This window comes from Rhodovulum sp. DZ06, assembly GCF_050586345.1.
In the GTDB taxonomy this organism is placed as follows: domain Bacteria; phylum Pseudomonadota; class Alphaproteobacteria; order Rhodobacterales; family Rhodobacteraceae; genus JBOCEF01.
In genome coordinates, this window is the sequence record NZ_JBOCEF010000019.1 from 55,230 (window position 1) to 75,732 (window position 20,503).

At 72.9% G+C, this 20,503-nt stretch carries 12 protein-coding genes and 1 tRNA gene; 11 read left to right on the top strand and 2 right to left on the bottom strand.

Annotated features, from left to right (window positions below; translation table 11 throughout):
• Positions 1 to 8 precede the first annotated feature (8 nt).
• The 8 genes from ACQ5SO_RS10495 (at position 9) to ACQ5SO_RS10530 (ending at position 15,620) form a co-directional block, all read left to right on the top strand.
• Positions 9 to 2,054 carry a chromosome segregation ATPase-like protein gene (locus ACQ5SO_RS10495; RefSeq protein WP_430941549.1) on the top strand — a complete coding sequence of 682 codons (2,046 nt, stop codon included), beginning with the start codon at positions 9 to 11 and terminating at the stop codon, positions 2,052 to 2,054.
• A complete protein-coding gene (locus ACQ5SO_RS10500) occupies positions 2,054 to 3,541 on the top strand; it encodes a hypothetical protein (protein ID WP_430941550.1) in 1,488 nt (495 codons plus the stop codon). Before ACQ5SO_RS10495 ends, ACQ5SO_RS10500 begins: the two co-directional genes overlap by 1 nt.
• Positions 3,538 to 5,907: a hypothetical protein gene (locus ACQ5SO_RS10505; RefSeq protein WP_430941551.1), complete on the top strand. Its 2,370-nt coding sequence runs from the start codon at positions 3,538 to 3,540 to the stop codon at positions 5,905 to 5,907. Before ACQ5SO_RS10500 ends, ACQ5SO_RS10505 begins: the two co-directional genes overlap by 4 nt.
• A gap of 330 nt (positions 5,908 to 6,237) precedes the next feature.
• On the top strand, positions 6,238 to 7,791 hold the full coding sequence (locus ACQ5SO_RS10510) for an amidohydrolase family protein (RefSeq protein WP_430941552.1): 1,554 nt from the start codon (positions 6,238 to 6,240) through the stop codon (positions 7,789 to 7,791).
• Positions 7,788 to 9,221 carry a dipeptidase gene (locus tag ACQ5SO_RS10515; protein WP_430941553.1) on the top strand — a complete coding sequence of 478 codons (1,434 nt, stop codon included), beginning with the start codon at positions 7,788 to 7,790 and terminating at the stop codon, positions 9,219 to 9,221. The genes ACQ5SO_RS10510 and ACQ5SO_RS10515 overlap by 4 nt, the downstream gene beginning before the upstream one ends.
• Before the next feature lie 97 nt (positions 9,222 to 9,318).
• Positions 9,319 to 11,283 carry a hypothetical protein gene (locus ACQ5SO_RS10520; protein WP_430941554.1) on the top strand — a complete coding sequence of 655 codons (1,965 nt, stop codon included), beginning with the start codon at positions 9,319 to 9,321 and terminating at the stop codon, positions 11,281 to 11,283.
• Positions 11,284 to 11,299: 16 nt separating this feature from the next.
• Positions 11,300 to 13,207, top strand: a complete 1,908-nt coding sequence (locus ACQ5SO_RS10525) for a hypothetical protein (RefSeq protein WP_430941555.1) — start codon at positions 11,300 to 11,302, stop codon at positions 13,205 to 13,207.
• Positions 13,208 to 13,442: 235 nt separating this feature from the next.
• On the top strand, positions 13,443 to 15,620 hold the full coding sequence (locus ACQ5SO_RS10530) for a hypothetical protein (RefSeq protein ID WP_430941556.1): 2,178 nt from the start codon (positions 13,443 to 13,445) through the stop codon (positions 15,618 to 15,620).
• Positions 15,621 to 15,849: 229 nt separating this feature from the next.
• On the opposite strand, the gene ACQ5SO_RS10535 is transcribed toward ACQ5SO_RS10530, so the two are convergent.
• A tRNA-Thr gene (locus tag ACQ5SO_RS10535) sits at positions 15,850 to 15,925 on the bottom strand.
• A 257-nt stretch (positions 15,926 to 16,182) separates the two neighbouring features.
• Positions 16,183 to 16,872: a type 1 glutamine amidotransferase gene (locus ACQ5SO_RS10540; RefSeq protein WP_430941557.1), complete on the bottom strand. Its 690-nt coding sequence runs from the start codon at positions 16,870 to 16,872 to the stop codon at positions 16,183 to 16,185.
• 113 nt (positions 16,873 to 16,985) lie between these two features.
• Here ACQ5SO_RS10540 and ACQ5SO_RS10545 point away from each other — a divergent pair, with 113 nt between their 5' ends.
• From ACQ5SO_RS10545 to ACQ5SO_RS10555, 3 genes are all read left to right on the top strand, one after another.
• Positions 16,986 to 18,377, top strand: a complete 1,392-nt coding sequence (locus ACQ5SO_RS10545; protein ID WP_430941558.1) for a glutamine synthetase family protein — start codon at positions 16,986 to 16,988, stop codon at positions 18,375 to 18,377.
• Positions 18,378 to 18,381: 4 nt separating this feature from the next.
• Positions 18,382 to 19,677 (top strand): NAD(P)/FAD-dependent oxidoreductase, encoded by a 1,296-nt coding sequence (locus tag ACQ5SO_RS10550; RefSeq protein ID WP_430941559.1) that lies wholly within the window; start codon positions 18,382 to 18,384, stop codon positions 19,675 to 19,677.
• Positions 19,678 to 19,815: 138 nt separating this feature from the next.
• Positions 19,816 to 20,367, top strand: coding sequence for a VPLPA-CTERM sorting domain-containing protein (locus tag ACQ5SO_RS10555; protein WP_430941560.1), 552 nt, complete (start codon positions 19,816 to 19,818; stop codon positions 20,365 to 20,367).
• Positions 20,368 to 20,503: the final 136 nt, after the last annotated feature.

The window sequence follows — 20,503 nt, forward strand, 5'->3', positions numbered from 1 at the left end:
CCTGACCGATGACCGACACCTTCACGCTCATCCTCGTCCTCGCCGGAGCGGCGGCGCTGCTGTTCCTGCTGCAGACCTTCCTCGCCATCCGCCACGACGCCGTCGCCAGCGCGGCCGGGCCGATGCGCACCGTCGAGGAACTCCAGGCCCAGTACGAGATGAAGCTGGCCGAGAAAGCGCAGCTCGACGAACGCATCCGCGAACGCGAAGCCGCGCTGACGGATGTCGCGGAGAACCAGGCCAAGGCGGAAGCCGTGAAGCGGCGCCTCGAGGAGCTGGAGATCGAATGGGCGCGCAAACAGGATATGCGTGATGAATTGACTGCCCTCCAGGGCGAAGTGGACGCCAAGGTCGGCGAACACACCGCGGTGACGTCTGAGTTGAAAGAAGCCGAGGAGAAGCTGGCAACGCACCGCGAGAAGCTCGCGAAGCTCGACGGCATCGAGGCGCGGCTCGCCGCGGGCGCGGAGGCGCTTCAGGCGCTGGAGGGCGCGCTGAACGAGAAGCGGGATGCGCTGAAGCTGCTTGAACAGGCCGATGAAAAGCTGAAGGAGGCGCAGTCCGCGCTGTCCGAGGCCAAGGCTGAGGAAGAAGCCGCCCGCAGCCGCACGGCGCGGCTCGAGGAAGACATCGCGGCCCGCGCGCGCGACCTGGAAGCGGCGGAGGCGGAGCTGCAGCGCAAGGAAGAGGCGCGCGCCAAGGTCTCGGACGCGCTCGAGACCTTGCGCGCAGAGCAGGCCGCGCTGAACCTCGACCTCTCGCCCCTGCGCGAGGAGGAAGCCGGCCTCAACGCCCGCATTGCCGCGCTGAAATCGCGGATCGAGGAGATGAAATCGCAGGCCGAGGGCGCAGGCGGGTCCGCGCAGGGCGGCGACGGCGCCGACCCGCTGCGCGACCTGCTCACCATCCCCGCCGTCCTCTCCACCCTCCAGGACCTGCCCGACAGCACCGCCGCGGACGAGGCCGACGCCCTGCGCCGGGTGAAGGCGCGCCTCGCGGGTCAGGGCCTCGTCTATCACGACCGCCAGGTCCACGCCTTCCACACCGCGATGAAGGTCAACGAAAGCACGCAGATGGCCGTGCTCGCCGGCATCTCGGGCACGGGCAAGAGCCAGCTGCCCCGCCAGTACGCCGCCGCCATGGGCATCGGCCTTCTGCAGGTTCCGGTGCAGCCGCGCTGGGACAGCCCGCAGGACCTGATGGGCTTCTACAACTACATCGAGGGGCGCTACCGGCCGACCGACCTGGCGCAGGCGCTCTGGCACATGGACGCGGTGAACCGGCCCGACACGCCGTTCGGCGATTCCATGCTGCTGGTGCTGCTGGACGAAATGAACCTGGCGCGGGTTGAGTACTACTTCTCCGACTTCCTCAGCCGCCTCGAAAGCCGGCCCTCCGCCGCCGAGGTGGGCGACGCGCGCCTGCGCAAGGACGCGGAGATCGAGCTGGAGATCCTGATGAAGGACGGGACGGGCGCGCCGCGGATCTTCCCAGGGTACAACCTGCTCTTCGCCGGGACGATGAACGAGGACGAGAGCACCCAGACCCTGTCGGACAAGGTCGTGGACCGCGCCAACGTGCTGCGCTTCCCGGCGCCGAAGACCTTCGCCGCCGGGGTCCGCCCGCACGCCTCGCCCGCGGCGCCCGAGGCGCTGTCGCGGCGTCGCTGGGCGCGCTGGGTGCAGCCGGGCCTGCCGTCCGGCGACGTGTCCACGGTCGACGAGGAGATCGTCCGCCTTGCAGACGTGATGCGCGGCATGCACCGCCCCTTCGGCCACCGGCTCGAGAAGGCGATGAAGCACTACGTCGCCAATTACAGCCCCGTGGATGGCGGCGACCGGATCCGCGACGCGCTGGCCGACCAGGTGGAGATGCGCCTGCTGCCCAAGCTGCGCGGGGTCGAGGTCGAGCAGCTGCGCGGCCCGTTCGAGGACCTGCAGAAGCTGGTGCACGAACGCCTCGGCGACGAGCCGCTGGCCACGGCGATCGAGGCGTCGGTTGCGCAGTCGATGGCGGAGTCGGGCCGCTTCACCTGGTCCGGCGTGTCCCGCTGATGCGCCGCCTGTCGCGCCCCTGGGGGCGGGAGGCGCTCTCGCGCCCCTTCGCCCCCGCCGACTGCCTGCTGACCGAGGCCGACGACGGCGCAGCGGTCCCCGGGGCGCATTCCCTCCTGATGCGCGCAGGCGGTCGCCGCCTGCTGCTCCACCCCTATCCGCGCAGCGCATCCGGCGAAGACCCGCCCCGCCGCGGCTTCCCCGTCCGGCCCAGGCGCGGCCAGGATCCGCAGGGCGAGGCCGAGGAACGCGGCGCCGAGGCGCTGCGCCGGATGAACGAGGTGCTCGCCCGGGTGCAGGAGCTGGAGGAGGCGCTCGACGATCCCGCCCGCACCTGGCCCCGCCTGCGCGCCGCCTGGGACCGGGCGCGGGACGAGGCCAACCCGCGCATGGCCGAGATCGTCCGCCAGGCCCGCGACCTCGGCCGCCCGCTGGAGCGCCTCGAGCCGCGCCTGCGCCGGGTGCTGCGCCGCGCCCGCGAAACCGTGCCCGTCGCCCGGGTGCAGGAGGTGGACCGCGCCTCGATGCTCGCCCTCGCCCGCCGCCCGGGCCGCACCACCGCCGAACGCGCCGGGCCGGAGCAGCGCATCCTGGGGATCGTCCGGCGCGAGAATTTCGACACGCCCGAGAACCGCGTGCTGCGCTCCTATTGCGAGCTGGCCGCCTCGGTCGCCCGCGGCTGGCTGCGCGAGCATCCTTATGCGCAGGGCGGCCGGCGCTGGGCCATGGTCGAGGCGCACCGCAAGCGCTGCGCCCTGCTGGAACGGACCCTCGCCGACAAGGGCGTCGCCCGCGCCGCGCCGGGGATGCAGCCGAACTACGTGCTGTCCCAAGACCCCGACTACCGCGCGATCCACAAGGCCTGGGTGCTGCTGTTGCAGATGGCGCGGCGCGAGGACGACCTCTGGGCCTGGCAGGCGCAGACCTGGACCGATTTCTGCGTGCTGGCCTGCGTGCTCTCGCTCGAGGCGCTGGACGAGGCGGAACTGGTCGCCCAATCCCCGATCATCTGGCGCGACGAGGCGGTGCACGGGCGGTTCTTCGCCCCCGGCGCCCCGCTCGCCACCTTCTGGCTGCGCGAGACGGGCCGCATCGTCGAGGTCCGCGCCCGCCCCGAAGGCGTCGGCCCGCGGCGCGCCGTGGCGCGGGCGCAAGCGCTGATGACGGTGCACACGCCCGGCGCCCGGGACTTTCCCCGCCACATCGCCATCTGGACGCCCCATGCGATGGAACGGATCAATCCCGCCGCCGCTGCGGAGCAGGCGCGTGACACCCTCGAAGAACTCCAGCGCGTGCCGAGCGACGAGATTCTGCGCGACGGGCTGATCCTGACGCCCGCGCACGGGCCCTTCGCGCGCAAGGCGAGGCAAGGCCCGCGCACGCGCATCGAGGCCATCGCCCTGGGCGCCTCCGGCGCCGCGCTCGGGGACGGGCTCTCGGCGCTCGGCGCCTACCTGCGCTCGGACATCTGGGGGGCCGGGGCATGACCCAGCGGCTCTGCGGATATGACCTCAACGGCTGGCGCGACATCCACGCGCGGAACTGGGAGCTGCGCCCCGGCGAGGAGGAGGAGCTTGGCGGCGCCCATGTCGGCGCGCCGCTGGTCCTGCCTGACGTCGTGCGCGCCGAGATCGACGGGCGCGGCTGGATCGGCGGCGAGATGGCGGCGCTGGCGCCCCATGGCCGCGGCGGCGGCTGGGGCGAGGTCGGGGCCGAGGAGCGCCGCCGCCCGGTGCGCGACCTGCTCGGCCCCGGGGCGGGGGCGGACGCGCCAGAGCTGCTCGCCGCCGCGATGGACGGGATGGCCCGCGGCGCGCGCATCGCCGTCGCGCCGCTCGACGATCTGCCCGACGCGGACGAGGGGCTGCAGGAACGGCTTCTGGCGGCGATGGCCCTGATGGGTGTCGGGCGGCGCCTGCTGGTGTGGCGCCCGGTGCTGGCCGCCCTCCACGCCATCGAGGCCGGACTGGTTGCCGACGGCATGACCGTGGGCGTGGTCGACCACTGCGCCGCGGGCTTCACCCTTCAGACCCTGCGCATCCGCCGCGAGGCCGGGCGCGAGCACGAGGTGCTGGCCCCCGAGCGGCGCAGCGCGGGGCTGCTGCTGCCCCACCCTCTCGGCTACGCGCCGCGGCTGGGGGAGGCGACCGGCGCCCTGGCCGCCGCCCTGCCCGACGCCTGGCGCATCGCGCCGCAGGCGACGCGCGCCGCGGGCCCGCTCGCGCTCGGCCTTCCGGCGCGCCCCGAGGTCCTGCGGCTGCGCAATGGCGACTGGGTGACGATGACCCCGCCCGCGCCCCTCGACTGCGCAGCCTTCCCCGTCGCCCCGGAGGACCTCGCGCACCTGGCGGCGTGCGACGTGGTGCTGCTGGAGACGCTTGCCGACGGCGCCGCCCGCACCGCCGTCGAGACCCTGTTCGCCGCTCTTCAGACCCGCCCCGTGCTCCTGCCCCCCGAGGCCGTCGCCCGCGGGGCGCTGGTCGCCGCCGAGCGCCTGTCGCGGCGCGAGCCGGTCTATTTCGACTTCCTGCCGGTCATCTCCACCATCGTCTTCGACGCGGACGAGCCCCGCAGCTTCGACCTGGTCGACCCGGACGAAACCCTGCCCGCGGGCCAAGTCTATCGCAGCCCCCGCCCCGCGCGGCTGCTGATCCCCGCCGGCAAGGACGCCATCACCATCCACCTGCGCAAAGAGGCCGAGGCGCGCCCGCGCGAGGCGTCGGTGCCCCTCGGGGCCCCCTTCGCCGAGAACACGCCCGTGGAGCTGACCGTCGAGCAGACCCCCGCCGCGGGCCGCGCGCGGGTGCTGCTGCGCGCGCCCGATGGCGGGCGACGGTGGGAGGTCGACTGGTCCGCCGCCACGCCGCTGGACCTGTCCTGGGACGCGGTGATCGACAGCCTGCGCCGCCCGCCCCCGGTCGTGCCGGAGCGGCTGGTCCTGCCCTGCTCGACCATCCACTGGGGCGACGACAAATGGGGCGGACGCCTCGAAACGCTGCTGCGCCATGCCGCCCATGCCGGGACCGCGGACTGGCAGGTGCTGGCCGACGCCGCGGCGGCCCAGACCGGCGCCGCCTACTGGATGACCAGCGACGGCGAGCTGCCCGAACGCATCGGCCCGGAGACCCGCGCGGCGCTGGACACCGTCACCGACATGGCGATGGAGGAGCTGCGCCGCGCCGGACCGGGCCGCAACGCCGCGCTCAAGTTCCTCAGCTGGCAGTTCCGCCGCTGCCCGGAGGAGGTCGCGGAGCTGCTGATCGACAGTTGGGAGGGCGAGGATGCGGGCCGCTCTCCCCTGCCCGGCCGCGCGCCCATGCGCGTGCTGCGCTACCAGGCGGTGGGCCGCATCGCCCGCAGCCCGGCGGTGGAGGACAGGGCGCTGCGGTTCCTGCTGTCCCGTCCGTTGCGCGACTGGGAGCTGCGGGACGAGACCGCCTGCGCGGCCTTCATCCTGTCGCGTTCCGAGGGGGCGGCCGCACGGCTGGCGCCCGCCTCGACCTCGGCGCTGGCGCTGCATGCCGCGCGCTCGATCCACGGCTGCATCCCCGAGTTCGGCAAGCGGCCCAGCTTCACCGGCAACATCCAGTACCCGGCGCAGCTGGCGGGCGGCCTTCTGCGTCGCCGGCAGGTCGAGCCGATGGCGCTGCTGCGCGAGGACTCGCACGAAGCGGCGGCCATCGACGCGGCGGCCGCGGCGGCGCTGGAGGCCCTGGCCCGCACGCCCACGCGCCCGGCGATCCGCCGCGCCGCGGCCCGCCTCTCGGCCCTGCGCGAGGCGCTGGCGGGCGGCGGTCGGCCGGATATCCTGCTGGCGCTGTTCACGGATGCGGCGGAGGGGGAGGCCGCCTGACCCCCAAACCAATGTCTCCGCACCAAGCCCCGAGACAAAATTGGGGAATTTGCAATTCCACTCAGTCATTTGCAGGAAGCCCAGAAAAACAACCCGACCAAATCCCCCCAAGGTTCCGTAAATTTCTCATAAAAACCCATCACCTCCCGCAGCGAATCACGTAGGCTTGTCGGAGCCAGAGGGAGGGGATGCCCAGTGCTGGAAATAAGCCGAAGAACCGCGCTGGGGCTGCTCGGCTCCGCGGCGTTGACTGGATGCGGAATTCCAAAGTCACGCGTCGATGAAATCGCGAATACATGCGCCCTCGAAGCGGATGGGGCGCTGTTCAGGGTGGACGCGCACTGTCACCTGCTGAACCACCGCGATGCCCATGCCGCCTCCTTCCTCAATCGCCGGTTTGTGCACGGCGAAGACGTCAACATCGCCATCGATGTCGCCGCGGGCCTCGTGATCCGCGTCGGCGAGGCGATCACCAGCCTCTCCACCCACCTCGCCGCCGCCGAAACCCGTTTCCTGTCCGAACTCGCCTTGTCCGCCGACCCGGCCGAGGCGCGGGCGCAGTTCTGCCGGGCGGTGGCCGAGAACCAGCGCGGTCTGTTCCTGTCCCGCTCGGCCGCGGGCAGCGAGATCGCGTATGGCAAGGGGCGGCTGTCGGGCTTTTTCAGCATGCGCGCCCGCAACGCCGCGATGATGATGCATCTCTGGCCCGAGATGGACCTCTTCACCCCGTCGATGGTCGATTTCTACGAAAGCCCCCTCGGGCTCGACCCGGAAGAGACGCGGGTCGAGACCATCGAAGAGCAGATCGCCTTCTACCGCGCCCTGTCGCTGGCCACGCGGGGGCGCTTCCTGCCGCTCGTTGCGTTCCATCCGCTCCGCCAGTTCCGCAACCGCAAGTCCGAGCGCTCGCCCCTGCGCCTGGTCGAGGACGCCATCCTCAACCACGGTTTCGTCGGCGTGAAGCTGCACCCCAGTTCGGGTTTCGATCCCCTGGACAACGCGATGTACGGCGTGAACAACCGCGCCCTGCGCAGCGGGGGCTGCGCCCTGGAGCCCGATGCGGCCGAGGGCATGAACGAGGCGATGGACTGCCTTTACCGCCTGTGCCGCAAGTACGACGTCCCGATCCTGACGCACAACGCCGACAGCCTGTTCATCAACAAGGACTGCATGCGCGACGCCGAAGATCCCGCGGACTGGACGAATTCTTCCGACCACTGGGCCCAAGTCGCCCGCACCGAGCAGGTCCGCGTCTGTCTCGGCCATTTCGCCGGGGGCTTCATCGACCAGTACAACGAACGCCAGCCGCTTTTGGGCCCGCCGAAGCGCCGCCGGGTGATGTTCGAGAACGGGAAGCTGCGCCCCTCTCGATGGTTGGAGACGGCGATGGAAGGCATCGCCGACGACCCGGGCCGCAACCTGTGGCTCGACTCCTCCGACATGGCGGAACTGGTGCGCTCGGCGGCCTGGCATGCGCAACCCCACCTCCGGGGCGAACGGTCGATGCGTCGGCTGGTCGACCGACGCTCGGACGACGAGGCCGAGCGCGAGGAGAAGAAGGCGCTGCGCGATTTCGCGCCCGCCTTCACCCGGTTCCTCGAGGAGAACGGCGCCCTGGCGGAGCGTGTGATGTATGGCACCGACTGGCACATGCCGGACGCGAGCATGGCCGGACCGCAATACCGCCCCCTCCTGGAAGCCTTGCTGCCCGAGCAGAACCGCGCCGCCTCGATGGGCCTCAACGCGGTGGAGTTCTACGGTCTCGCGCCCGGCCGAGAGACCCGCAAGCGGCTCGACGCGTTTTACGCTGGCGCCGGGATCGATCCCGTTCAGATCCCCTGGATGAAGAAGCTGGACGCCGCCCAGGGCGCGGCCCGCGCATGAAGGCGCGTTTCAAACGCGCCGCCGCCGCGGCGGCGCTCGGTACCTCGGTGCTGGCGGGCTGCAGCTTGCCCTCGTCCGTGCTCGAACGCGTCGCGGACAATCGATATGAACCGCCGTCCGCCCCCATCCATTGCGAGGGCCGGAAGGTCTGCGACGAGGCCGATGCGCTCTATATCGCCGACCTGCACGCCGACACGCTGCTCTGGACGCGCGAGTTGTCGGACCTGCTGCCCGAGCATCGCGGCCACGGCCATGTCAGCCTCGAGCTGCTGCGCGAGGGGAGAACCGACCTGCAGGTCTTCGCCGCGCCGACCATCACCCCACTGCATGAAGGCTACACGGACCCGGTCACCGGCGAGCCCGGGGTGTGCATCCCCTCGGACGGGCTGGACCTGCAGGTCCCGCTGCGCCTGTTCGGCGGCGCGGCGCGCTATCCCGCGACCGTGCTCTCGCCCCGCGCGCGGGCGCTGCGCCAGGCCGCGCGCCTCGAGGAGTGGATCGCCGAGCCAGGCTCGCGCCTGCGCCGGGTGAGGACCGTCCCGGATCTCGACGCCGCCGAGGCGCAGGGCGAGATAGGCGCGCTCTTCGCGCTCGAAGGCATGCACTGGGTCGGCGGCGACGAGACCGCGGTGCGGGCCGAGCTGGCCGAGCTGGCCCGGATCGGGGTGCGGATGGCCTCGCTCACCCACCGTTTCGCCAACGGGTTGGCGGTCGGCAGCGAAGACTGCGGCCTGCTGCGCGACCCCTCCCGCCAGGACGCCGGACTCAGCGCGGCCGGGCGCTGGGCGCTGGACGAGATGATGGCGCGCGGGATCATCGTCGATGTCGCCCATGCCTCGCCCGCAAGCATAGCGCAGATCACAGAGCTGGTCCGTGCGAGGAGGGCGGCGGCGGGAACCGGCGCCGCGGGACGGATCCCGGGCCTTCTGCATTCCCATGGCGGCGTGCAGGCCGTCTGCCCCCTGCCGCGCAACCTCGACCGCGCCTCGATCCAGGCGATCCTGGACGCGGGCGGCGTGGTCGGCATCGGTTACTGGCCCGAGGCGCTGTGCAGCCGGACGGGCGACTTGCCAGAGGTCGCCCTGCGTTTCGCCGCCTCCCTGGTCGCGGTGATCGAGGCAGCCCGGGACCCGGCCTTCCTGGGCCGGCGCGCGCAGGCGGGCGCCGCGCCCATCGACCCGTTCGCGCATATCGCGCTCGGGTCGGATTTCGACGGCGCCGTGCGGTTGAAGATGGACGCCGGCGACCAGCCCGCGCTTTTGCAGGCGCTGGCCGAGATGGACTGCGCCACGCTGAAGGCGGTCGACCCGCGCCTGGCCGACGTCTGCGCCGCGACCTCTCCGCCCGCGCTGCCCTTGACGCCCGAGCGGCTCAAGGCCCTGGCGGGGGCGAACGCCCGCCGCGTCCTGGCGGCCGCGTTGCCGCGCTGAGGGCAGGATCGCGTGGGGCGCCGCCGGCGCGCTGCGCCGCGCCGGATCCTTCGGGAACCGGGGCGCCGAAACCGGAAACGCACGAGGGGATCGTTCCATGCACCTGGGCGTCACGAAGATCGCGGCCGCGCGCCGCGTCCTGCTCGGCCTGTGGGGGCTGGCCCTGCTCGCGGGCTGCACCGGGCTGCCGGACCTGAGACAGAACGACGTGCGGTCGGTGATCGAGGCGGGCGAGACGCAGGTCGCGCTGCTCGCCGTCCAGCCCTGGAAAAAAGCGAGCGAACAGCTCGCCCCCAAGTTCGAGCTCGACGGGGCCGGGGCGCTCGCCGCCGCCATCCCGCGCACGGGCGCGCTCGAGGAAAAGCTGCTGCGCGCCTTCACCGGCGAACTCCAGGTGGCGCCTCCGACCACCAGCGTCACCTCGACCCGGACGGTGACGAATGACAGCACGGCCGAGACCCCGACGACCGATATCGGCTCGCGCACGCTCGCCCGCGGCGACGGCCAGCTTCCGGGCACGCCCGCCGCAGCCGGCGCGACGCGCACGGCCTCGAGCCAGCCGGGCCTGCCGCAGGACGCCGCGAAGACCGCCCTGGCCGGGGATGATCCGCTGCTGCGCTACCAGACAGCCGCCGCCATCAAGCAGTATGTCGAGATCCTGAACAGCCTGCTCGCCAACACGCCGAAGATCGACGACTACGAACCCTTCCTGGTCACCCTCCAGGTCAGTTCCTTCCCCTACGCCCGCCACCAGCCCTACGACGTCTATGTCGACATGTCCTTCTTCTCGCGGTTCGAAGACGGCCGCGCGGCGCCGGAGATCCCGGCGGAGGCCTCCGGCGCCTTCAGCGCCGCCGCCGCCCAGCCGGTGATCTACCCGGTGCTGGTGACCGACAACCTCGAGGGCCGCTCCGCGTCACGAAGCGCCGAACTGGTGCGCCAGCTGGGTTTCGCCGCGAAGATCCTGCAGGGCGGGTTCGCCGCCGGGCTGGGGCTCTCGAGCCTCAATGAGCGCGCGACGGCGGTTTTCGGCACCGACCTGACCTCGACCTTCACCATCGGCAAGACCGCCGAGAACGCGCTGACCGCGGTGCTCGGCGCCCCGCGCAACCCGATCAGCGACTACGCCATGGTGCGGCGGACGCACAACGTCTCGCTGCTGGTGCTCGTGCCCAAGGGCAACGCCTCGGCGAAGACGGTGATGCAGGGCGCCGCCGGCGCGGGCGGCGACTTGCGGCCGCTGCGCGCGCTCGACCTCTACTCCACGACCGAGCTGCGCCGCCCCGACCAGGTCGGCGAGCCGCTGCCGCTCGTACATGACCAGGCCGCCTATAACGCACAGGTGCTCGAGACCCTCCGCGCCCGCGGCGTGCTCGGCCAATGCCCCGCATGGAGCGACGCGCAGACGCTGAAGTTCGCAGGCACGCTGTTCGGCCATGTCTCCCAGGCCGATTTCGGCAGGTTCATGATCGCGGTCGACAGGGAGTGCCCGGGCATGACCATGCACCAGGCGCTCTACCACGTCATAACGGACCTCTATGGCAAGAGCTCCGGCTTCCGCACCACGGTCATTCCGCTGCCGGCGCCGCCCGAGCCCCCGAAGAAGGCCGCCCCGAAGAAGCCCCCGACCGCGTTCCTTCCCGATGCCGGGCAGAGCGTGGCGGTCTATGACGACCCCGCGGCGGGAACGATGGCCCTGGTTCTGACCGGCGCCCCGGGCGCGCTGCCGAGTGATTTCGCCGCGACGCTCGAGCTGCGCTCGACAGGGGGACTGACGATCCCGCTGGTGAACGACGGGGCCATGGCCTCGGGGCGCAAGCTGTCGCTGACCTTCCCGTCGGCCGCCGCCCTCGGGATCGAGGTGGCCGGGCTCACCGAGTTGCGGCTCGCATGGGGCGCGCTCAAGCCCGCGCCCGGCGCCCCGCTGCGCAGGCTGGTCTACGTGGAGGCGCCGAAGCCGGCCGACCAGGCCAAGACGATGAAGGCCGAGCCGCCGGCCCGCGCCGTCGTCACCGCGGGGCCGGATGGATCGATGTCCGTCCAGGTCGACGCCGCGAAATGAGAGGGGAGGAGTTCAGATGGCCAGGACACCCGTAAAACTGGACGCGGGGCGGGGGCTGAACGCCCTCGTCGATGACGCGGCCCTCGCCGATGTGCGGGGCCTCGGCTGGCCCGGCCCCGACGACATCGAGGACCACGCCCGGATCCTCGCCTCCCTCGAAGCCGCGATGGCGCATTTCCCCATGCGCAGCCGCGAAGCGGTCGCCGAGCCCTTGTACGACTGGTTCGTTCGCATCGGCGCGGGCGGCTGGGAAGCCTTCCTTGATTCCGATCTCGGCCGGGACGGGCTGGCGCTGGTCTCGCTCGACCTGGTGCAGGCCATGGATCAGCCGATGGGCGAGGATTTCGGCCTTGCCGGCGCCGCGTTGCAGGAGGTAGTCGCCGATCTCTACGATGGGTTCCTGAGCGAAGTGGATCGCCGGGAGGCGCCCCGTCCCGACACGGGCGTCGGCGCCCCGCTGGTCAAGTGGGGGCGGCCCGCGACCGCGCCCTACGTCTTCCCCTCGACCGCCGTCGCCCCGTTCGGGTGCGGCCTCGGGGTGCTCAGCATGCCGGTCGCGGCCGCGGAGTGCGGGCTGGCCCTCTGGGGGATCGCCGCGCACGAGACGGCGGGACACGAGATCCTGGACGCGAACGAGGGCCTGGGAGAAGAGCTCGCAGCGGCGATCAAGGAGAGCCTCGGGGACATGACCAATGACGTCCGCATGGACGATGGCGACTTCGCGGCCATCCGCGAGGTCCTGTGCGCCTACTGGTCCACCAGGGTGCACGAGGCCGCGTCGGACGTGATGGGCGTAGCCAACATGGGCCCGGCGGCCGCCGTAGCGCTGATCGCCATTTGCCGTGGGGCGGGGCTGGCCCGACAAGGCGCGCCGGTTCTGTCCGCGGATGCGACGGGCCTCGAGCACCCGGCGGAGGTGTTGCGCGCGTCGCTCATGGCCCATGCCGTCGGCCTGTGCGAATTCGGCGACGCGGCGACCTGGCGCGACACTCTGCTGGAGGCCGCACGCGAGGACATGCCCGACGCGGGCGTGCGGATCGACGGCCTCGACGTGCCGCCCACCCTGGCCGAGGAAAGCGCGAAACGGACGGCGGCGGTGATCCTGACTCATGCCGTCGATGCGCTCGACGGGCATTCGCTGGGCTTCATCCAGTCCTGGCGGGACAAGGACCAGCGCATCGTCGAGGCGCTGATCATCGCCATGACGCTGGCCGGCGAAGACCTGGACGACGCGGACCTGCCCCAGGTGTTCGCCGCGCATGTCGCCGCCGCGGCGATCCTCGGCGCGATGGCCACGGGCGATCCCCAGGAGGCGCAGGCCCGGATGATCACGCTCTGCGCCGCGATGCACCGGCGCAACCACACCTGGCATGGGCCGGATGTCTTCGCAGCCGCCGAAGCTGCCGAGCACGCGCTGCGGGCGGGCGTCGGGGGGCGCCCGGCGGCGCCCCTGCCCGTTCCGCGCCCGCGTCGCCCCGCCGCGGCGCCGGCGCGGGGGACGCGCGGCGGCGCCTCCGCCCGGGGTCCGAAAATTCCCGTACCTTTTGGGAACGGCGGCGGCGGCGGCGGCGAAACCAACGACGACGGGGGCGATGGCTCGAAGACCGATGGGGAGGGCGCGGGCCCGACGATCCCAGTGCCGTTCGGTGGACGCCCTGGTCGGGTCGCGCAGACGCCGTCCCGCTTCGGCCGCCATTGGCTGAGCCTCGAGCCAGTCGCGCCGGGCGATCGGGAAGATCCCGTGTCGCGCATCTGGGCCGGTTGCGGACACGCGTGGACGTCGGGTCCGCCCCCGCTGCGCGTGTTGCGCCGCGCCGGGCTGAAGGCGCATCCGAGGACCGGCGCGCTGGCATGGAGCGCCTCCGGAGGACAGGCGTGCGACAACGCGCTGCTGCGCATCCTGGTGGGCAAGGGCGGGGCCTGACGGGCGCGGATTTCGCCGCCCGCCAAGCACGTACCGCCGCCAGGCGCAGGGGCCGCCCCTTGCGCAGCCGATGCGCGCTCTCCCCGGCGGCGACCCGCGCGAGGGAAAACGGCCTGAGCCGTCGAGACCGCACGTGTACGCCGCGACCCGCGGCGCCGACCGGCGCCGCGGGTCTTGACCTTCGCGACCTGCCCCCCAGATCTTGCGCGCCCCACAGCACAGCCAAGACGTCGCCATGAGGCTCCAGACCATCTCCCCCTCCGCCATTCACGCCGGCCTCGCTCTCACCGACCGCCGCGCGCTCTGCGGGCTGCTCGCCACGCTCGAGACCGCCCATCTCTCCGCCATCGCCGGGGAGACCGCCGCCGCGCTGCGCCGCAGTTTCGACCGCTCCGCCCCCGACGCCGCCGCGCGGCTGACGGCCCGCGCCGAGGCGATCCACCGCGAGGACCGCTCCGACGACGCCCTGCGCCTGGCGCTGTGGCGCGCGCTGACAGGGGCGCTGGAGACCGCCCGTCCCGAGGCGCCGCCGCTCTCGGAACACGAGGCGCGCCGGGACGCCGCCGCTCTCGCCGTACGGGCGGCGCTGACGCTGGGACCGGGCGCGGCGGGGGAGGCGCCGGGGCGCTGGACCCGGCTCCGACGCGGCGTCTCGCGCCTGCGCGACGAAGGGCTGGCGGCCTTCCAGGCGCCCGTCCCCTCCTTCCCCGACATCGTGGCGCACGAGGCGCAGACCCTGGCAGAGGGCCTCGCCCCCGCAACGCTGGACGCGCTCGACCCCGGGGCGGCGCAGGCGCTGTGCGAGGCGCAGGGGGCGCTCAAGGGGCTCGCGGCGGCGGGCGGCGGATGGGCAGGGTTCGCGGCGCTGGTCGGGACCAGCGGCTTCGCGCCCTACATCCTCGCCGCCAAGGCCTCGGCGCTGCTGCCCTTCGTGGGCGGCCCGGCGCTGGTGTCGTTCCTGTTCGTGCTCACCAACCCGTTGACGCTGCTGGCCGGGGCGGGCGCGCTGATCTGGGCCGGGCACGGACGGGCGCGGCAAGCGCAGGCCGCCATCGCCGCGCGCATCGCCGTGCTGCTGGCGCTGCAGGGCATGGGGCAGGAGCGGGAGGGCCTCGGGCGCTTCGTCTCCGCCCAGCGCCGCGCCGCGCGCGGAGACGCCGCCGCCCGCCCCCGCCTGCAGCGGATCGAGGCGCGGATCGGGCGGCCCCTGCCCGACGCGGCGGGAGCGCCGCCGGGGGACTGGAACGCACCCGCCCCGACCGGGCGCGGCGCCGCCATGGACGCTCTGGCCGCCGGGGGGCTGACCGCCGCGGACCTGCTGCACCACGCCGCCTGCATCGACCGGCAGGTGCTGGCGGCGGCCGACTTCTCCCGCGCCGCCGACATCGCCGACCCGTTCGCCTTCGCGCTCCATGCCTCGGACTTCGCCTCTCGCGGCGCCGAGATCGCCCTGCGCGGCTACACCGCCGAGCGGCTGGTCCTGGCGCGACTGATCGAGGACGGGCACGCCGCTTCCATCGCCCCGGGCAGCGCCACGCCGGGCTATGACCTCTTGGTCGACGGCGCGCCGGTGCAGGTGAAATGCGGGCTGTCGCCATCGCTGCTCGAGGCGCATTTCGCGAAATACCCCGACATCCCGGTGATCGCCGACGCCGCCCTGGCGCGAAAGGCGGCCGAGAGCGGCGCGGACTGGGCGCCCATGGTCTCGACCGTCGAGGGGTTCGAGCTGGAGGCCGTCGAGGCGGCGGTGCAGCGCAGCCTTGATGCGGCCGAGGGGCTGGCCGGACCGGACGTGGTCCTGGCCGCGCTGGGCGTGGGCGCGGCGCGCGGGGCCTGGCAGGTCTGGCGCGGCGAGATCCCGGCCCGCGACCTGCCCGCCTGGCTGGCGCTGGACCTTGCGGCGCGCGGCGGGCTGGCGGCGGTGGGCGCGAAGGCGGGCGCCGTTGCGGGACTGGCGGCGATGGGGCCGGCGGGGGCGGTGATCCTCGGGCCGGCGCTGGGCGCGGCCTCGCAGCTCGGCGCGGGCGCGCTGCGCGCCAGGGCGGAGCGGCTGATCCGGGCGGACTGGCACGCGAGGCTGAACGAGGCCGGGGCCGCGCTGGAGGCGGCGTATCGCGCCGCCCTCGGGCGCCGGGTCGAGCTGCTGTCCCGACGTGCGGCGGCGATTCCGGGCGGGGCGGAGATCCTGGACTGGCTTGCGGCGCGGGCGGTGGATGACGCGGCCCACGCGGCGGCGCTGGAACTGGACCTCGGGGCGGCGCCTTGCGACGAGGCCGCGGCGCGCAGGTTGCTGGCCGAGGCACGGCGCCAGGCGCCCTCGGACCGGGCCTGCCTGGCGGCGGGCGCCGCGCTGCAAAGAGTGCTGGAGGCACGACCCGGGCTGACGGAGGCGCTGAGCGGTCGGCGGGGGTAGAATCGGCGGCACGGTCGGCGCTTCGGCTCTTGCCTGCGAAGCGCGGAACGGGTGGTGAAAATCGGGACCGGGCGGCTCCAGGGGCGGCATCCCCAAGCGACGTCCTCGGCAGCGCCCTTGCGCGGCTTTCACCGCCCCGCGCCCCCACATCTTCCCCGGCCCGTTGGCGACATAGTGGCGACACGGCGCGCGCCGCCGAGCAACCACCCCACCTAACCCCCTGAAAACATGGCGCCGGCTGAGGGACTCGAACCCCCGACCCCCTGATTACAAATCAGACGCTCTACCATCTGAGCTAAGCCGGCTCGCCGCGGGGCGACGCCGCCGTGTTTAGCCGGGCCGGCCGCGCGCCACAACGGTCGCGATGGGCGCAAATGGCGGAAGTCCGCAAGCAGCGGCCCGATCCGCACGGGACCGGGCCGTGACGCTCATCGCCGACGCTCCGCTTGCCGCGACGCGCCGGCTCGGACCGGGACGCGCGCCGCCCGGCGCCCGAGGGTCAGGGGGGGGGAAGACGGCCGGGCGAAAGCGCAACGTCCCCCGGCCCCCGGACCGCGCCGCCTCAGGCCGCGGCGCGCGCCCGGGCCTTGAAGAAGGCCGCGATCTCCCGCCCCACCTTCGGGCCGTCCGCCGCGCTCTCGGCATCCGCCATCGCCGCGGCCACGAACTCGGCGGTGAAGCCCTTGCCCACCTTCGATTCGCCCAGCGCCCGGATGAAGGGCGCCTCGAACTCCGGGTGGCCCTGCCAGCTGCGGCCCCAGTCGCCATAGCGCAGCGCAGCGACCGGGCAGAAGCCCGACCCCGCCGTCACCTCGGCCCCGGCGGGGAGCTCGACCACCTGGTCCTGGTGGAACCCGAGCAGCCGCAACTCCCCCGCGGACCCTTTGTAACCCTGCGCCCCGAGGCCCCAGCCCACATCCGCCTTCACCACCTTGCCGCCCAGCGCCTGGGCCATTATCTGGTGGCCGAAACAGATCCCCGCCATCGGCGCATCGGCATCGCGGCAGGCGCGAATGAACGCCTCGAGCGGCGCGATCCAGGGATGATCCTCATAGGCGCCGTGGCGCGAGCCGGTGATCAGCCAGGCGTCCGCATCGCCCGGGCTTTCGGGCAGAACGCCGTCCACCACGCGCCAGGTGCGATACGAAAAGCCGTTCCCGTCCAGAAGCTTTCGGAACATGGCCGGGTAGTCGCCCCAGGCCGCCTCAAGCGCCGGGTCAAGGTCGCCCGTCTGCAAAATACCGATCAGCATCGCCGCCCGCTCCTTTTCTTCCGCGCCGCAGCGCGCAATATATGCGTTGACCCGCCCGGCGCCAGCGCCCCGCCTTCCGCGGTCGGCGCGCCGGGCGGCCCATCGAGGCTTCCATGACCAAACCCGCCCCCGCCATCTCTCTCGCCACCTCGCCCCAGTTCGAGACCCCCGACCTCGAGGCCCTGCGCGACTGGGCCCGCGTCCACCGCGTCGAGGAAATCGAGTGCGTCACCCCCGACATCGCCGGGATCGCCCGCGGCAAGGTGATGCCGACGGCGAAGTTCCTGCGCGAGACGGGCGTGCGCCTGCCGATCTCCATCTACTTCGCCATCATCACCGGCGAGTATGCGGACGTCGACCATCCCCAGCTTTATTCCGACGGCGACGTGCTCCTGGTCCCCGACCTGTCCACCGCCCGCGCCGTGCCCTGGGCGGGCGAGGCGTCGCTCCAGATCATCCACGACGTCACCGACCAGGACGGCGTCCCCGTCCCCTTCGCCCCGCGCGAGGTGCTGCGCCGCGTGCTGCGCGCCTATGACGCCCGGGGCTGGACCCCGGTGATCGCGCCCGAGCTGGAATTCTACCTCACCAAGAAGAACACCGACCCGGATTATCCGCTCGAGCCGCCCGTGGGCCGCTCGGGGCGCCAGTCCACCGGGTCGCAGGCGTTCTCGCTCTCGGCCGTCGACGAATACGACGCGGTGATCGAGCATATCTACGATTACGCCGACGCGCAGGGGCTGGAGATCGACACGATCATCCAGGAGGCCGGCGCCGCGCAGCTCGAGATCAACATGCGCCACGGCGAGCCGATGGCGCTGGCCGACCAGGTGTTCCTGTTCAAGCGGCTGATCCGCGAGGCGGCGCTTCAGTGCGGCTGCTACGCCACCTTCATGGCCAAGCCGATGGCCGCCCAGCCCGGCAGCGCCATGCATATCCACCAGTCGGTGCTGGACGCGAACGGGAACAACGTGTTCACCGCCGAGGATGGCGGGCCCTCGCCCCTGTTCGACGCCTTCATCGGCGGGCAGCAGAAATACCTGCCCGCCTGCTCGGCCCTGGCGGCGCCTTACGTCAACTCCTACCGGCGCATGGTCAAATACATGTCCGCGCCGGTGAACCTCGAATGGGGCTATGACAACCGCTCGGTCGGGCTGCGCGCCCCGCGGGCCGAACCCGCCGCGCGGCGGGTCGAGAACCGGGTGACCGGCGCCGACGCCAACCCCTATCTCGCCATCGCCGCCTCGCTGGCCGCCGGGTATCTGGGCATGGTCAATGGCGACGCCCCGCGCCCGCCCGTCTCCGGCGGCGCCTATGGGCGCGAGCGGGACCTGCCCTACTCGCTGCTCGAGGCGATCGACCTGCTCGAGGCCGACCCCGAGCTGACCGAGCTGCTCGGCCCGGAATTCGTCAAGCTCTACAGCGCCCTGAAGCGTTTCGAGCACGAGGAGTTCATGACCGTCATCAGCCCGTGGGAACGGCAGCACCTCCTGCTGAACGTCTGACGCGATGGGCCTGCTGGACCGCAACGACGCGCCGGGGGAGCACGCCCCGAGCTGGTACGCCGAGAGCGCGCATGACTTCCCGCGCCTCCTGCCGCTGGAGGAAAGCCGCCGCGCCGACGTCGTGATCGTCGGCGGCGGCTTCACCGGCCTGTCGGCGGCGCTGCACCTGGCCGAGCGGGGGGCCGAGGTGGTCCTGCTCGACGCCCACCGGGTCGGCTGGGGCGCCTCGGGGCGCAATGGCGGCCAGGTCGGCGTCGGCCAGCGGGTGGACCAGCCGGATCTCGAGCGGATGATCGGCCTCGAGGCCGCCCGCGCGGCGTGGGAGATCGGCCGCGACGCCGCCCTTCTCGTGCGGCGGCTGGTCATGCACCACTCGATCAAGTGCGACCTGCGCACGGGGCTCCTCTACGTCAATCACCGCAAGCGGTATGACGCGGACTCCGAGGCGATGGCCGACCACATGGCCCGCGTCTACGGCCACCACGACGTGCAGTACATCCCCCCCGCGGAAATGCCGCGGCTGCTGGGCGCCGAGGGGATCTCGGGCGGGACCTATGATGCGCTCGGCGCCCATCTGCACCCGCTCGACTACGCGCACGGGCTGGCCCATGCGGCGATGAAGGCGGGCGCGCGGCTGCACGAGATGTCCCGGGTCCGGTCGGTCGAGACCGGCAAGGTCACGCTGGCGAGCGGCGCCGAGGTGACGGCGGACCGGGTGATCCTGGCCTGCAACGGCTACCATGACGGGCTGGTGGGCGAGGTCGCCGCCCGGGTCATGCCGATCAACAACTACGTGGTCGCGACGGAACCGCTGCGCGAGGCCGAGGCGCACGCGCTGATCCCCTCGGACGCCGCGGTGGCCGACAGCCGCTTCGTGGTGAATTACTTCCGCCTGTCCTCGGACCACCGCCTGCTGTTCGGCGGCGGCGAGAGCTATGGCGACGCCTTCCCCGCGGACATCCGCGCCCTGGTGCGCCCGCGCATGGAAAAGCTGTTCCCAAGCTTGCGCGGCGTGAAGCTGACCCATGCCTGGGGCGGCACGCTGGGGATCACCCGCACCCGCCTGCCGATGGTCGAGGAGGTGGCGCCGGGCGTGGTCAGCGCCGGGGGCTATTCCGGCTCGGGCGTCGCCATGGGCACGATGATGGGCAAGGTGCTGGCGCAGCTGCATCTCGGGGATCCCGCGCGGTTCGAGGTGATGCGGTCCCTGCCCCGCCCCGCCTTCCCCGGCGGGCCGCGTTTCCGGCGCCCGACGCTGGTGGCGGCGATGCTGGCGGCGCAGCTGCGCGACGCGCTCTGACGCCAGCGCCCTGACGCGCCCTGACGCGGGCGCCGGGGCGGGCGGCGAGCGGTTTCCGCACGCAACATGTGAAAAGACCCGCCGCGGCTGCTACCCTCGGGCCAGCAGTCACGTTTCGCCAAGGGAGAGTTCGCCCACATGCTCAAGCGCAGCCTCGTCGGAGCGGCCCTCGTCGCCGGTCTCGCCGCCGCCCCCGCCGCCGCCATCACCGTCAATATCCACGGCATCCTCGATTCCGGCGCCAACTACCTGAATTACGAGCCGGTCGCGCTGGCGGCCGGGACCTATACCGCCGCCGCGATCGAGGACCTGTTCCAGGCCGAGAGCCACTGGAGCTCCAACGCCGGCTGCGACGGCGCCGGCGAGAACTGCTCCCAGGGCTATGTCGTGCGCTACGCGATCCATGACAGCGACGGCACGCTGCTGCTGAACTGGATCGACCCCAACCCGAACACCTATTTCGCCGATCCCGGCGACGCGCTCGCCTCGGCCCAGGCCGCGGGCGCGCAGCTGTTCACCGTGCTGATCGGCGGAACCGTCTATTTCGGCAACCCGGACACCACCACCTCCGACAATCGCGGCGGCGTCTCGCTGCTGGTGCAGGAGGTCTCGGACGTGCCGCTGCCCGCCGCCGCGCCGCTGCTGCTGCTGGGCCTCGGCGGCCTCGCCGCCCTGCGCCGCAAGGGCTGAGGCCCCCGGTTCCGCGGCCCCGCCCCGGGGCCGCCGTCGCGCCCGCCCGGTCCCCCCGGGCGCGCCCCGCCCGCCGCGCCTGCATCCGGCCCCCCGCCCCTTGCCAGCGGGCCGCGCCCCCTGTATGCGGCGGCCT